The organism is Aneurinibacillus tyrosinisolvens, from assembly GCF_001015055.1.
Classification (GTDB): domain Bacteria; phylum Bacillota; class Bacilli; order Aneurinibacillales; family Aneurinibacillaceae; genus Aneurinibacillus_A; species Aneurinibacillus_A tyrosinisolvens.
In genome coordinates, this window is sequence record NZ_BBWZ01000039.1 from 12,208 (window position 1) to 26,194 (window position 13,987).

Consider the following 13,987-nt stretch of genomic DNA (forward strand, 5'->3'; position numbering starts at 1 on the left):
GGCTGGAGTAGTTGGCGGGTAACAACAATGGGCTTAATGAATGTCGGAAGAACAGAAGGGTCTGAAATTATTCAGCTCTTTGGAAGGGGCGTTAGGCTCAAAGGGTATGAATTCAGCTTAAAACGCACCAAATTTGTAAAACGAGAAAATCCAGACATGAATGTGCCAAAATATATAGAGATTATGGAAACACTGAATATTTTCGGGGTAAGAGCCGATTATATGAAGCAGTTTAAAGAATATCTGGAAGATGAAGGGTTGGATATAGAAAACGAGCCTGAATATATTGAGCTTCCAGTGATAAGGAACAAGAATGTTAATTTGGGTCAACTTAGAACTCTTAAGATAAAAGACGGTTTGGATTTCAAAAGGCAAGGACCTAAACCGAATCTGTCGGTATTGAGCGAAGATATTGCGAGTAACAAGATAATAGTTGACTGGTATCCCAAAATTCAAGTTCAGGCTTCCTCTGTAAGCTCTAATGATAATAGTTTAAAGTATACAGGGAAATTAACCAAAAAACACCTTGCATTTATAAACATGGATGAAGTCTATTTCCAAATTCAGGAATACAAAAATTTAAAGGCATGGTACAACCTGAATATAACGAAGGAAAGCCTATCGCAGTTACTACGGAATCCTTCATGGTACACGCTATATATTCCTGAAGCAGAATTGGAGTTTACCGATTTTAAAAACTTCAAAAAGTGGCATGAGATTGCAATTGTTCTCTTGCGGAAATACTGTGATTACTTTTATAAACATAAAAAGGCAGAGTGGGAATTCCCACATTTGCAATATGAAGAGCTAAAAGAGGACGATACAAATTTCATCAAAGAAGAAAAGTATGTTTTCACCGTTCATAACCCAGAAGAGAATGATTCTTTGATGAACCGATTGAATCAGTTAAAAGAACTGCTTGAATCAGGTAAACTAAAAGACATCGAATTTAAAAATTACTCGTACGGCAATTTTGAGCCATTTTTATTTGAAAAGCATTTGTATAATCCGTTGATTTACATTCGGAAGAATTCCACAGAAATTGCAGTGAGTCCCATAAATTTAAACGAGGGTGAACGTAACTTTGTATTTGATTTAAGGAAGTTTTATGAAGGTAATACATCGTTCTTCGTGGATAAGGAACTTTACCTGTTAAGAAACAAAAGTAAAGCGGGCATTGGATTCTTTGAAGCAAACAACTTTTTCCCAGATTTCATTTTGTGGCTTATTTATCAGGGGAAACAATACATCACATTTATTGACCCAAAAGGAATCAGAAATTTGCGGGGAAAAAATGACGCTAAAATACAACTATCAGTGAACATTAAAGAAATTGAGAATAGGCTTAGAATACAAGATAGTAGTATTGTTCTAAATTCGTTTATCATCTCGGGTACATCGTATGATGCAGTTTCTCATTGGGGAAGCAAAGATGAATTAGAGTCACTAAATGTGCTGTTCCAGAACGATGACGATGCTTATATTACTAAAATATTTACCAATGTATTAGGTGAGTAAAGAGTTTGCTGTGGTACTGCTGGAAATCTATCCAGCAGTCTTTTACTATAAAGCGAAATAGGGTGAAAGAAAATGAAGGGATTCGCCTACGAAAATTCACACGAACTTACTAAGTCAATTCATGAATGTCTAAAGACCCAACATAAACGATTCACGTTGCGGCCGTTCAATCGGTATGACCACAAGAAAAGCATGTGGTGGCTTATCCCATCCACCGAGTATCCAGCCTATAGGTTCGGAAAGTATTTCGTTTGTGAAAATGGAGACGGAACGTATTCCGTTGGATTACATGTTGAAAAGGGATTAGAAAAGGCTGTCGAATACAAACGGGAACTGATGCTGGATGATACTTGGACATGGCATGATTTCACCAAGGCATTAGAAAAAGGAGATATTGAAACTATTCTTTTTGACATTAATCGGGCGATGAAGGGGGAAGTAGGAGTTGAGATTTGCGTGGATAGTCCTGACTTAAAGGAAACGTGGGAATATGAATTGCAGGGGGAAAGGTTTGTAGATAGAACGGGGGGAAGAGGTAGATATTAGGAAAATCCCAGCCAGGGTGAACGATATCCCCGACTTAGCATGGTATTGGGTTGACCTGTATATAGTGTTTACATTTGAAAAGTGGAATCAGGCTCAAGGTGATGAATTAAGCGACTATGAAATCGTGAAACATCTTCTGGAACCATTGGAGAAATGGGTTCAATAGCGTATAAAAATAACGGGTATCATCAGAAAGTTCAACTTAGATGGCGAGCACCCAAAAATTCAGTTGAGATTTTTTAAACAAGAAATGCCAAAAAAACCAGTCGTATCAATGGTTTTCAGGCTTCACAACTTTCGGAAAACATAAACCTATATATTAGCAAAAAAAAACCTATGGATAAAATGCAAATAGGAAATGTCTGCTGTTTCGAGCAGAGGAAAAACATACAACGGTTCTGGAGAAAATCGCAACAATAGATAGCAGAATGTTTTTCCCTGCTTGTCTTCTAATCACAGCGTGGAACGGGACTTCCACGACACTTGAAATGTGCAGGTGATTTACCGAAATCAGGAAACCTCCATCCTTTACAGATATTTCAAAGGAAAGTATGAAATATCGTAATTAATTTGCGAACTTCCTAATGAATATATAATCAACGCTAAGCGTTTGGATAATGAATTCCAGCCATACTACTTGGTTTGAAGAAAGTGCACCTATTGATAAGTGAATTTGAAATCGCTAATGCCTATATTCCATAAATAACCAAAATAAAGAGCCAAGAAGTATTGGCTCTATTGCTTAGAAAAGGTTATTTATAATATCAATATCTTCACTTGAAAGAGTTTCCGTTTCACTTTGTTTTCCTTTGATAGTTAGCAAACCGTTTTCATATAAATGGTTATTTTGAAGAAGTCGGTAAAGAATTTTTTCGACTTTTGCAACTAAATCGTCTTTGGAGTATTGTACGTTCTGCATATCTGCTTCTATTAACTTACAAATATAACTGCTTATATTATCTTTTGTTTTTAGGTATTCATATAAGTGGGAATCCTTTACGCTGATGGAGACTTTATGCCTTGACAAGTCCTTTTGCCTCCATGATTTTCAAGTAACTCAGTACGTTTGCATAAACTCCATCGGTATCAATAACAGCCGATGGAAATTCACTTAGAATTGCTTCTTTCAATATAATACTCCCACCGCCACAAAATAATAAAATTGAGTTGTTAAATGTAAGTCCTCTACTTTTAGCAAAGTTGAAGATTTCGACAACATGAGAGGATTTGCAATCCTCGATAACGGCTTTGCTCTCTTCTTGTTTAATCCCGTTTGCAAATAGATAGCCGTCCCGCAAAATTTGTTCGGCATCGTCTTGTGAGATAGAAATTCCATACTTTGCATACTTTGTGGTCAATTCCTCGGTAATTTTAGAACGCAGGATATTGATGCCCTGTGTACTTAAAAACATGGAATCCAATCTGGGGACGAGGGACTGATACTCACAGAAATTAACATTCAGTGAGCCGATATCAAATATAAGAACTCGCTTGTTACGGTACTCGCTAATGCGAGAATAAATGGGACCCGTTCCTTCGGGCAAAAAGAGAACCGATTGAATCCGAAATATAAATGGCTTCTGATTTATACGCAACGAAATAGGTTTTTGGCTGTTGAGGATGGACTCCTCATATTCCTGTCGAAATTTTGCGTTCTTGTAATGGCTTAACGGAAGATTAACGGCTAATCGGATAGTTGGTATGCCAGAGTTGATTAGACCCATTTTTTCGAGGAATTTTACAATTGAAAGATATATGCAGAGCAAATGTTCCTTTGTATTCTTAGAAAGGCTAAAATCACTCCTATTTTCTGAAACGCTATCTCCAATGAGAAAGGAATTCCCCTCCAGTTCCAATAGGTAGTTGTTCATCGGTATATCAATCCCTAAATTTTCCACTCCCTGCACTTTTGTACGAAAGCGTACCTTTTGTAGCGTACCGTTGATATAGGATGCTGATTTGGTGCTATGTTTGCCACTGTCGATAGCGATTGATAATTGGTTGGTCATAAGAATGAATTCCTCCTTGTTTTTTAAGTTTCTATATCATAAACACTTTAAGAAGGAAAATTCGGACTTGTGCTACTAACCCTGTCGTATACCGTGCTACAAGTCGTACAGCATGTTTCTGGCTTGTAACATGCCTACCAAACAACGTTTTCATTTAGTAAAGGGAATTTAGTAATTTACATAAATTTACATACGAGTAACAATTATATAAAACACTATAGAACCGCTTTTCTATTTAATGAGTCGTTCGTATTCGGTATTCTTCTTATATGAAAAGAAAATTCCAAATTTAAAGGAGGATGCAATTATCGCAGATGACACATGATAGTTATTTTCAGGAGTTACGGGAGCAAATACTTGATAATAAAAATAAGTGGGACAATGAACACTTCATTGTTTTCAACCATGAGGCGGGAACAGGTAAAAGCAGAACTACACATCGGATTCTTGGGGAAATGACCAAAGAATACGATTACCGAGTTTTATATGTGCAGTTGTTCGTAAAAAACGATGAATTGACCAACACGGTAAATGCAATCAACAAGTATGCGGGAAAGGACGTAGCTTGTGGCATTGCTGGAGATGATATTCGGAAAAAGAATCAAAGACAACGAGCTGTCGAATCGCCAATTTTGTGCGTATCGCATCGCATGTACCAAATGATATGTCAGGGTGAGCACAGAGAACTCGTTAAAAACAGAGACATTCTAATCATAGATGAATACCCCAACTTAGTGGAGAAAGTTACATTCAATTGCCAGGATATCGGAGACTTGTTTGTTAGTAACGTTGGTGATGGTTGTCAAGAGATTGATGAACTGGCAAGGATGCTAAGACAGTTAGTTTGTGAGAATCGGAAAAAATGCAAAACAAACACAGAGATGGTCTTTCTCGACTTTCAATCGGTTGAGTATGAACGATATAAAGCAGTTGCAACGAAGCTCCTAAAGTCGAGTAGTAGCGACAAGGAACAAATTGAGCGACTAAAAAAAGTGCAACAGATTCTTGAAAATGGTGCTTACTTCTATGAAGGGGGCTTGCATACATTCGATTCATCAAATGAACTACTACTTCTGAAAAGCAACCTCATTTTAGATGCAAACGGTTTTGATTTTAAGTACCAGCTCTCCAATAAGTTTATCCTCAAAAAACAGGACAAATTTTATGATTATTCCCACTCGCAGTTCTTCCATTACGTTGTCGATACCTCGAAAACAGGGCTATCAAAGTACATCAATTTCAATCAACGGGTTCTTAACGAAATTTCATTTGAAGGATGCAAAGGGGTTTTGTTTATAACCGATAAACAAAACAAACAAGCTCTCGAACGAGAAATTGAATACCACTTCTCTAATTATGGGGATAATTTAAAAGAAATTGAGAATAACCTTGGCTGTAAAATAAGGGTCGATTATCACGGGAATTTGAAAGGTGTCAATTATTACCGAACTTTCGATATGGTAGTCGTAATAAAATCCCCAATTTTTGATTTCCTCGCTTACGGTCTCACAAACTTCTTCTACAAATCAAAAGACAAAATCCCTGTTGGAAACATTTCGGTTTTTGAGGATGAAGACATTGAAAAAATCCGAAAGACATCTATTGCGGGTGAGCTTTACCAAGGTATGAAAAGAATCAATCGAGACAACAGCCAGTCCGCTAAGTATTATGTCTTTTGTAACAATCAAGATGTTATTGACATTGTTGTGGAACAATTCCCAGGGATTCAGTATGTTCGGAGAGAGCTTGTAGTCGAGAAAAAACGTGTAGAAGATGTCAAACCCGAACAAGCCGAAAATCCCAAAGTGGCTGAAGTTAAGAAACTGCTATTGGAGTATCGGCAATCAGGATTAAAGAGTATCAAAAAACAGGAGCTTCGGGAAGCGGTTGGCATTCGTCATAAATCAAATTTTACAAAGTTACTGCATTCTTTGGAAAAATTCCTAAGCGACAATTTTATAATTGCCAAGGGTCAACATCTAATATTTCAATAAGAGATTAACAAAGGGTGTCTTCAAGGCACTCTTTTTCTATTTATGGAAAATGGTTACACCATTCTATATCCCTTACAGAAAAAGGCACGTTCGCTTCCTTGAGACTGCCATAACAATACCATTTTGGAACTCATTAAAGTGGATTTTGGATAACAGTATACTGATAGGAACCCTATATTGAAGTGGCATTGATTATTGTGAAGGTTTTGCCGATAAGCCACCATTTTGTATTGTGAAGTATCCCATACACTACGAGGGTATTGATACATTACATCATGGTTTTTGTGTTATTCGTAGCTGGGTAGTATCAAAGTACATCTTTAGTAACAGGGGAGTTTAGGTTCCTGGTATCTGCATTGTTTTGATTATCAGACGGTTTTGGGTAAATTGTAAAGTTGTTTGCGGTTTTCAGGGACTTATTCATTACAATAGGTGAAGGTTTCAATTCAACTGCGAAGGCATTGATTATAGTTACCCTCTATATCGTTTATGTGCATTTGGCACATCTTTTCTATAAAGCTTTAAAGGAAATATCTAAGTTCTTCTCAGAAGTTATGAATACATCCAAAAAGTTGTTTTTTTATGCGATAGGTTCTATATAAGTAGGAACATTCAACAACTTTTTCTATTCAATTTAAGCATAATTCGTATCAATTCTTTTCTCTTACGAACGCACAAAATAATTTTTTAATTATTCTGGATATTTACAGGTTCAAAAATATACAAAATATATAAATAGCTCGAACAGGGTAGAACCGTTTTTGTACTTACGACCTTGGACAAAAATACTATGATATGCATAGAAGCGATTAAATAGATTGGAGGATGAAAATTGACTTTGGAATTAATTCAAATAGAACTCGAACAGATTGAAAACCAAATGTTCAACCACTCCCTTTACCAAAAAAGTCTGAGGGATTTGATAGAAATGGAGAGTCGAGTTTTGTCCTTAAAGGATAAATTTCTTCGGTTTAGTTTTCTTGGTAAAACGGTTGCGGAACTTGATACTGTTCGATTCAAATTGAACGAAACGGCACTAAACATCAGAATCTCTTTAAAAGAGAGGTTGGGAGAAAGCATAAAAGATGGTTTAGTTGGATTAAATGAATTGTATCAAACATCATTACCAGATTGAGAAGGAGGAATTTATTTGAAAACAAATAACGATAATGGATTGGTTATTAAGGATTTCAGAAAATTGGAAGTCTACAAGAAAAGCCTCGAATTCGTGCAAAAAATCTATAGGGTAGTTGAGCAATTTCCAAAGCGAGAAGAACATATTCTTATTTCTCAAGTATTGAGAGCATCTTCCAGTATTTCCCTGAACATCGCTGAGGGGACAAGCCAGATATATGAAATGAAGAGGTTGAACTTCCTTAATATTTCGTTAGGCAGTGCCAACGAGGTAAGAGCGATATTGGACATCGCATACCGTTTAAAGTACATTTCCCAAGAACAGTTCTATGAACTTGAAAGCCAATTAGTAGAAATCATCAAGATATTGATTGCATTGATGAAGAAAATAAAGCAAGTAACAGCTTAAACGTGTTTTACAATAAATGCTGAAATCATAAGTATAGATGAACAATGAACAACATTCGTAACAAAACATGGTATATTTTTCTTGACAATCTACTTATAATTTGCTATAAATTGGTCATAAGCAATTTTATATTGCCTATATGAAAGATTTATTGAATTTTGCCTAAAAATATAGGACGTCAGTAAGAGGCTGACTTTACTTATTTGTGTATAGCTAAATAGATATTTTGATTTGAGGATTCATTCTTCAATGAAAATTTATCTATTTGAGCCATATGCACACTTAAGTAAGGCCAGTCTTTTTTGTTTTTATTGTTCTTTGGAATTTTGAATAGCGAGCAGGGGTACATCTTTACCCCGCACCAACCTTTTATATAGGTTATATGGTTGATTACTTTATGATTGTCCAATCATATAGCCCATTAAAACTTTTAATAGGAGGATTGTAAAAGTGAGTATGATAGAACAACATGCGAATCCAATGAATCAACTTATCAAAGAGGAAGAATTTTGGACAGTAGTGAGTTTTCTTCAAAACGAAAGACTTGATAGTGAATACCCTCAAGCTCTATATAGCGATAAGCTATATTACTGTTTGGCAGGTATACTTGTAAATCAGATTTTAGTTGATGTGTATGGTAAAGAAGCTATGAAGGATAAAATCGGAGAGTATTTATCGGTTGGTACGGTCGCTGAATTAAAACAAAAGTTGGGAAAACTTTTTAATGAGATGACAACCCGAATAAAACTAAGCAATTTACTCCCCTTTTTGAAATCTTTCATCGTAATTTTTACGGCAACCCCAACGTGTTTCAGCCAAGACGGAATTTTGAGAATATGTTACTTTGCGGGTTTTCAAACAGAAAACCTATTGTGGAAATAATATTGAGATAGTTTAACTACAAGTAAAAGAATAACTGATTTGTTATGAAAATCAATTCAACAAAGGAGATAGTGAAGTGGGATATACACATTATTGGAAGTTTAATGGGACATTTACAGATGAAGTTCTTAAGGACGTTAGAATAGTTGTACGGCAGTACAAGGACATTCTTAGACTTGGTTGTGATAGTGAGAAGAGACCATCCGTTTCAAAAAAGAGAATTCGGTTTAACGGGATAGGTAGCTACGGATATGAAACATTTAGAGTTGAACCAAACACCGAACACTTTTGTAAAACTCGTGAAAATGCATATGATATAGCAGTTTGTGAAGTTTTGTTGGTCTTAAAGCATCATTATGGAGATAAATTTGAATTAGATTCGGACGGTTTTTCTGCATCATCGAAGGAAGATATGCAGTCCCAAAAATTAAGGGGCTACTGGAATGAGGCTCTAATAAATGTATCGAATCGCTTTGACTATACCTTTGTTTTAATTCCAGAGAATGACAGTAGTTGGGAACACTATCATTTTAGAATTGTATCTTCAGAGGAAAGCTTAGATGTTACTCATGATATAAACCAGAAATATCTTTTAGTCAGCCAACATTAATAGAGAAAGGATTGAACCACATTGATAAAAGAGTATATGAATCAAGAGTTAATTGACAAAATTGAAAAGAGTCTTGAAGTAGAAAGAGAAATCATTGATAAAATGTGGAAGGGAAAAATCATAGATATCAATGATATCGAAGAAACAATGATTTGTGATATTTTCTTGAATTACTATCAAACGCCATTAGTGATGGTGGATGAAATAATCAACCAGGTTGCACCTTTTATTAAGGAATTAAAAATTGACGTTTTTCCCTATATCGGAGATATCGAAATTGAATATTTTAATATTTCCTCTGCGAATTGGGATTATACAGCGAAATTGCATGTTTGTTTTATCGAAGTAGAAGGATTGAGCAGATTGAGTGAGGAACAGCGTGAACAAATTAAGGATTTGAAGGAAGAAATAGAGGAGCTATATGGACAGCTTGATTTTGATATGAAGCTGTATCTTGCGAATCTACCAGAAGATTATGTAGCTGAAAACGGTGAAAGGTATTCGGCAAAGTACAAAATGATTGTTTAAGTATAAATGATAATTCACATAATTATCAACGCATGACGAAGTTTAGTCCTTTAAACGATAACTTTGTTGAAGAAAACCAAGCATATTCTGCAATTTCTCACACAATTTAAAGTCCATTAGACTTGAAAAAACTGATAGAATCGTGGTCGGCTGAAGACCACCTCAGTGCAATTGTCCAAAGGAACATGGAGTTTGTGAGTAAAGAGTTTGCAGTGTAGACAAATAGTAGAGGGACGCCAAATTAGTAAGTGTTTTACCAGAAACTTCTGTTTTGTGAGTGCTGAAGAGAATTTACGTCATAAGGGAGGATGGAATATTTTCCTGTACCTGTGTTATTATGGTGATAATAAGAATCACCAAGTTCAGAAAACTGAATAAAAAAACTATTGGGAAAGCCATTTAGACGATGATTTGAAAAAAAATTCATTTTCATCGCCTATATGACTTTCCCTTTTTAATTTCGTCTATATGCAACGGAAAAGAGGAGGTGAGCATTTTGAATATGCTGATAACGGTTAGTATCGTTGCTACATTGATAATTGTTGTGGTTGCCTGCTTTACAGTCTACAAAATTTGGATGAAGCAATAGACATTTTGGATTGGAAAAGAGCTTGAAACTGAATGACAAGGATTAATGTAGCGGTTGAAAAAAGATTGATTACTGTTAGGAGGTTTTTATGGTCGTATCATTTTGTGAATTCGTTGAGGAATTGAAACGAGCAATTGAATATCAGCGAGACGGTGGGACCGATTATCGACTTAAAACAGCAGAGCTATCGTTGTATGTGGCAAATCAAGATGGAACTATGGAGCCGTTCTACGAATCGAGGGAATCATCACGAGAAGTGGTAGCTCGGTTCATAAAAGACAATCATGACGAAGACAGAATTGATGATGTAGCAAAGGCGTTGTATACAATATCGAGACGACTGGTGTTTAAAGCTACAATGCCAATAGAACTGAAAGAACATATTGCAATTAGGCGAGAAGAAAGGAGGAAAAAAGGTCTCTCACTTATTAAGATAACTGAAGATGAATTTAGAGAAGACTTAAAAACATTTGATGATGCCTTTGAGAATGGTGTTTTTTGTACTCCTAATACGAATAAATACCGTGTTAAGGTACGCAAGTTGTTTGACTTCTGCAACGAAACGGGTAGAAAACCAGAAGAATTAACCGAGGAAGAATGGAAAGAGTTTTTAGAGGAGGGGAAGTAGTATGTTGTCAGAAGGATTACAGCATTGTTGCGAATTACCAACGGAGGATAGCCACAGAATCGAGCAAGAAGGCTCTTTTTTGTGTGAATATGACAAACATACGTTCTTAATAGATGACTTTTTCACCGTTATTAACCATAAATATGAAACGGATTTCCTGGATTGGTTGGAGGAGAACGATGAATAGACCGATTGAGAACTGTCCGAACTGCGGTACTGATTTAGTTGGAGAAGAGATACCAGATAATTTAAAGGAACATTATGCTGGAACCCATTGGAGCAAAAAGATTGGTATTGCCAATCATATTGGGGGCGATGTAGTCTCTTGGATGTGTCCCGTATGCAAGCACCAATGGAAGAAGGGTGAGTAAATATGAAAGGAAAAATCTTGTTGGATAAGGCTCCATTCCCGCAGGCTAAGGTTACTGGTGAATGGGCGACTCAAAAAGCCCTAAAAAGACTTCAAGAAGCAATCGCCAGACTAAAACGGGAGTTAGAATAATTAATAAACCATATATCACCGATTAACATGTTTCATTTGAATACAGGGATAACTCGAAATGAGGATGTGAAAAAGTGATGTGTCAAAATAAGCGTATCGAGATTTACGGGAACTATGTAAATGACTTTGAAGTGAGTCCTTTTGAATCAATGTATATGCTTCATATTAGAAGCAAAGTAGAGAGTGAAATGAACGAGCTTACCAATGATGAAAGAAAAAAATTGCGGAATTACGATAGACAATTGATGAAAAACGCAAAAAAGATGGCAGAGCATATTGGCGAGATTTATGATTGGTCAATATCAAAGGAACCATTGACTGAGTGGTGGTGGCATCTGGACAAAGTGGGGAAAGAGGAATAATAAAGTGAGAATTAATTCGGTGATACCAACAGATTCCTTCAAGTTAATCCTGGAATTTGAAAACAAAGAGCATCGGACTTTAGACATCAAGTCGTTCTTGAAAGATGATACTGGGAAATTAGCGGAGGTTCGGGACAATCTCATTATGTTTCAAACAGTAAAGATTGATAGTAGAGCTGGTACAATATGCTGGGATAACGGAGTGGACTTAGACCCTGAAATTGTGTATTTCCGCTCAGTTCCAATTTGGAGGAAATCGAAATGAAGCTAAAACGAAAGAAGAGAAAACGGTCGGAACTACAACCTCATACCAAAGTGAGTATAGAGCTGACCATTATTAAGAAGATTGATAAAGCCATAGAAATTATCGGAAATAGGAGTTGGAGATGATGGTATATGAGTCGAAAAGAAAGCACAGAAGTCATTGACAGTTTATACAGTCTTTCATTAAACCAAGTTATTGATAAATATGAACTATCGTGGTTACAAATGAAGGATATTTTGAATCAATACAGCTTTGTCGGATATGTTGATTATGACAACAATATATCGGTTAGAGCACCCTATTTTATTGACATTGAAAAGACATACATTTGGGGCTATTTAAAGGCATGTACACTGGCTTCTAAAAAATTGTTTGAATTGGTTCCAATCCGAGCCGTGCATGATACACTGCAGTTACCGATTGAAGCATTTAGAGATATACTGTTCGGCTATATACAGGAACAAATTGAATTTTGTAGGGATGATGGAAATGATACGAAATCATCCAATTAATAGAGCTACACAGGAGAAAAGGAAATGAAAGCAGAAGAAATTATGCGAAACATTGCGGATTTATCGAATGCTGAACGGATTAGGTTATTAGAGTTGCTTTATGAACGTCATTTTGATAACCGTCCTCCTTTCGAGGCTCAAATCCGTGAGAAACAACGGGAGTTTTTGGAAGAAGAGATATACGAACAAGGGTATGATGAAGGTGTAAGGGATGCTAAGGCTCAGGTCGCAAAAAAACTCATTACTCGTTACCCACTTCCAGAAATAATGGATATAACAGAACTACATGAAGATGAAATGCTGTCAATCATAAAGCAGTACATCAAACGGGAAGAAGAATAAATCCGACCATATGTTAAAGGTCGGATTTTCATGAAAATATAAAAGGGAGCTGTGTTACAACTTGTTTCTCAATTCATGTTCAGAGCAATGTGCCACATAAGACGCATTGTGTTGTATTATCAATGTATATAAGCTCGAATGGGGGATAATATCCAACGGAGGGGTACAGTGTTATTCATTGAAGGATAATTTCTACTTTTTATAGAAATTTATAGATGTGGGATTAGAAATAAAGTAACTGAGTGAGGTAAGCATATGGATACGAAAACAAATGAATCCGAAATATTACAAAGGTTGTTACTCCAACCTTTACAATCCCCTTTCTATAAACAATTAGATAGCATCGGCAATGATTTCTATAAGGTAATTCAATATGGGAATGAACACGTTATCGAGGATAGTTTTACACAGGCAATAATTAATTTAGTCGGAGTACAATACTTCATTGGCATCGCTCCCATCAATCAAGTATATTTGGGATTACACTTGGCTAAAGAACTTGGACAAGAGTACATGTATTCAGTGATGTTGAGAGCAATGACTGAATTAGTTGCCAGAGTTCACAAGGTAGTTCGCTTATATCAGGTATTCCAGAAAGACAATGATGTAGAGAATCTTTTGAATAAATCGAATAGGCTGTTGAAGCACTATGTTAAGAGCGATACACAAGATGAAAATGTTGTTCCTTTGACTGGGTTCAACGTCATGACATTAGTTAAGTCCCTACGTGATAGGATACCAGAGATTGAAGAAAAGTATGATGATTTAAGTACATATTTTCATGGTGAGTTAACAACACATCAATCTTACCGAAAGATGACCCACTTCCAGCAACTTGCTGGACAGGAATTGTCAGCAATTTCAATACATGATGAATTTGTAAATAAGCTATTGGATGTATTGATTATGGACTTAATGTTTGTTCATGAAATAGTTCGTCCACTAATTGACCGCTATGAAAAGAAACATATTGAAGATTAAAATTCTTGGAACGTTTCGTTTTTATGTTTAGAGTCTTAGTTCGTTATAAAAAGATAGCATTGAGCTTGAGTTATGTTGTATCTTGAGATAAGATGATGACAAACGAAGTATCTTCGTAGGTAGTTTCTGATAGAAGGAAAAAACATATAATGAGACCACAATAGCGTATATAGAAT

General features: G+C 35.9%; 19 protein-coding genes. 17 read left to right on the plus strand and 2 right to left on the minus strand.

Annotation, left to right across the window (positions count from 1 at the left end; all coding sequences use genetic code 11):
* Nucleotides 1-27 precede the first annotated feature (27 nt).
* Nucleotides 28-1,518 (plus strand): hypothetical protein, encoded by a 1,491-nt coding sequence (locus MBEAL2_RS33175; RefSeq protein ID WP_236692984.1) that lies wholly within the window; start codon nucleotides 28-30, stop codon nucleotides 1,516-1,518.
* 72 nt (nucleotides 1,519-1,590) lie between these two features.
* On the plus strand, nucleotides 1,591-2,064 hold the full coding sequence (locus MBEAL2_RS22930; protein ID WP_047154564.1) for a hypothetical protein: 474 nt from the start codon (nucleotides 1,591-1,593) through the stop codon (nucleotides 2,062-2,064).
* A gap of 742 nt (nucleotides 2,065-2,806) precedes the next feature.
* On the opposite strand, the gene MBEAL2_RS22935 is transcribed toward MBEAL2_RS22930, so the two are convergent.
* Both MBEAL2_RS22935 and MBEAL2_RS22940 read right to left on the minus strand, forming a co-directional pair.
* The gene (locus tag MBEAL2_RS22935; protein ID WP_047154565.1) at nucleotides 2,807-3,091 is read right to left on the minus strand and encodes a hypothetical protein; all 285 of its coding nucleotides are present in this window, start codon (nucleotides 3,089-3,091) and stop codon (nucleotides 2,807-2,809) included.
* Nucleotides 3,078-4,073 carry a ParM/StbA family protein gene (locus MBEAL2_RS22940; protein ID WP_047154566.1) on the minus strand — a complete coding sequence of 332 codons (996 nt, stop codon included), beginning with the start codon at nucleotides 4,071-4,073 and terminating at the stop codon, nucleotides 3,078-3,080. The genes MBEAL2_RS22935 and MBEAL2_RS22940 overlap by 14 nt, the downstream gene beginning before the upstream one ends.
* Before the next feature lie 299 nt (nucleotides 4,074-4,372).
* On the opposite strand from MBEAL2_RS22940, the gene MBEAL2_RS22945 reads away from it, so the two are divergent.
* From MBEAL2_RS22945 to MBEAL2_RS23010, 15 genes are all read left to right on the plus strand, one after another.
* Nucleotides 4,373-6,067 (plus strand): DEAD/DEAH box helicase family protein, encoded by a 1,695-nt coding sequence (locus MBEAL2_RS22945; protein WP_047154567.1) that lies wholly within the window; start codon nucleotides 4,373-4,375, stop codon nucleotides 6,065-6,067.
* Between the two features lie 832 nt (nucleotides 6,068-6,899).
* Complete coding sequence (locus tag MBEAL2_RS22950) at nucleotides 6,900-7,202, plus strand: hypothetical protein (protein ID WP_047154568.1); 303 nt, start codon at nucleotides 6,900-6,902, stop codon at nucleotides 7,200-7,202.
* Nucleotides 7,203-7,217: 15 nt separating this feature from the next.
* Nucleotides 7,218-7,610, plus strand: coding sequence for a four helix bundle protein (locus MBEAL2_RS22955; RefSeq protein WP_047154569.1), 393 nt, complete (start codon nucleotides 7,218-7,220; stop codon nucleotides 7,608-7,610).
* Nucleotides 7,611-8,060: 450 nt separating this feature from the next.
* A complete protein-coding gene (locus tag MBEAL2_RS22960; protein WP_047154570.1) occupies nucleotides 8,061-8,492 on the plus strand; it encodes a hypothetical protein in 432 nt (143 codons plus the stop codon).
* 76 nt (nucleotides 8,493-8,568) lie between these two features.
* Nucleotides 8,569-9,102: a hypothetical protein gene (locus MBEAL2_RS22965; protein ID WP_047154571.1), complete on the plus strand. Its 534-nt coding sequence runs from the start codon at nucleotides 8,569-8,571 to the stop codon at nucleotides 9,100-9,102.
* A gap of 21 nt (nucleotides 9,103-9,123) precedes the next feature.
* Complete coding sequence (locus tag MBEAL2_RS22970; protein WP_047154572.1) at nucleotides 9,124-9,630, plus strand: hypothetical protein; 507 nt, start codon at nucleotides 9,124-9,126, stop codon at nucleotides 9,628-9,630.
* A gap of 677 nt (nucleotides 9,631-10,307) precedes the next feature.
* Nucleotides 10,308-10,847: a hypothetical protein gene (locus MBEAL2_RS29645; RefSeq protein ID WP_052947934.1), complete on the plus strand. Its 540-nt coding sequence runs from the start codon at nucleotides 10,308-10,310 to the stop codon at nucleotides 10,845-10,847.
* A 1-nt stretch (nucleotide 10,848) separates the two neighbouring features.
* Nucleotides 10,849-11,034 (plus strand): hypothetical protein, encoded by a 186-nt coding sequence (locus tag MBEAL2_RS22980; RefSeq protein ID WP_047154573.1) that lies wholly within the window; start codon nucleotides 10,849-10,851, stop codon nucleotides 11,032-11,034.
* Nucleotides 11,027-11,218, plus strand: a complete 192-nt coding sequence (locus MBEAL2_RS22985; protein ID WP_047154574.1) for a hypothetical protein — start codon at nucleotides 11,027-11,029, stop codon at nucleotides 11,216-11,218. Before MBEAL2_RS22980 ends, MBEAL2_RS22985 begins: the two co-directional genes overlap by 8 nt.
* Before the next feature lie 2 nt (nucleotides 11,219-11,220).
* Nucleotides 11,221-11,349, plus strand: a complete 129-nt coding sequence (locus MBEAL2_RS33735) for a hypothetical protein (protein WP_269082509.1) — start codon at nucleotides 11,221-11,223, stop codon at nucleotides 11,347-11,349.
* Nucleotides 11,350-11,426: 77 nt separating this feature from the next.
* Nucleotides 11,427-11,711 (plus strand): hypothetical protein, encoded by a 285-nt coding sequence (locus tag MBEAL2_RS22990; RefSeq protein ID WP_047154575.1) that lies wholly within the window; start codon nucleotides 11,427-11,429, stop codon nucleotides 11,709-11,711.
* A 19-nt stretch (nucleotides 11,712-11,730) separates the two neighbouring features.
* Nucleotides 11,731-11,976, plus strand: a complete 246-nt coding sequence (locus MBEAL2_RS34105; protein WP_369405524.1) for a DUF2442 domain-containing protein — start codon at nucleotides 11,731-11,733, stop codon at nucleotides 11,974-11,976.
* Nucleotides 11,977-12,107: 131 nt separating this feature from the next.
* Nucleotides 12,108-12,488, plus strand: coding sequence for a hypothetical protein (locus MBEAL2_RS23000; RefSeq protein WP_047154577.1), 381 nt, complete (start codon nucleotides 12,108-12,110; stop codon nucleotides 12,486-12,488).
* Nucleotides 12,489-12,512: 24 nt separating this feature from the next.
* Entirely contained in the window at nucleotides 12,513-12,830 is a 318-nt protein-coding gene (locus tag MBEAL2_RS32325) for a hypothetical protein (protein WP_047154578.1), read from the plus strand.
* 255 nt (nucleotides 12,831-13,085) lie between these two features.
* Complete coding sequence (locus MBEAL2_RS23010) at nucleotides 13,086-13,811, plus strand: hypothetical protein (RefSeq protein ID WP_047154579.1); 726 nt, start codon at nucleotides 13,086-13,088, stop codon at nucleotides 13,809-13,811.
* Nucleotides 13,812-13,987: the final 176 nt, after the last annotated feature.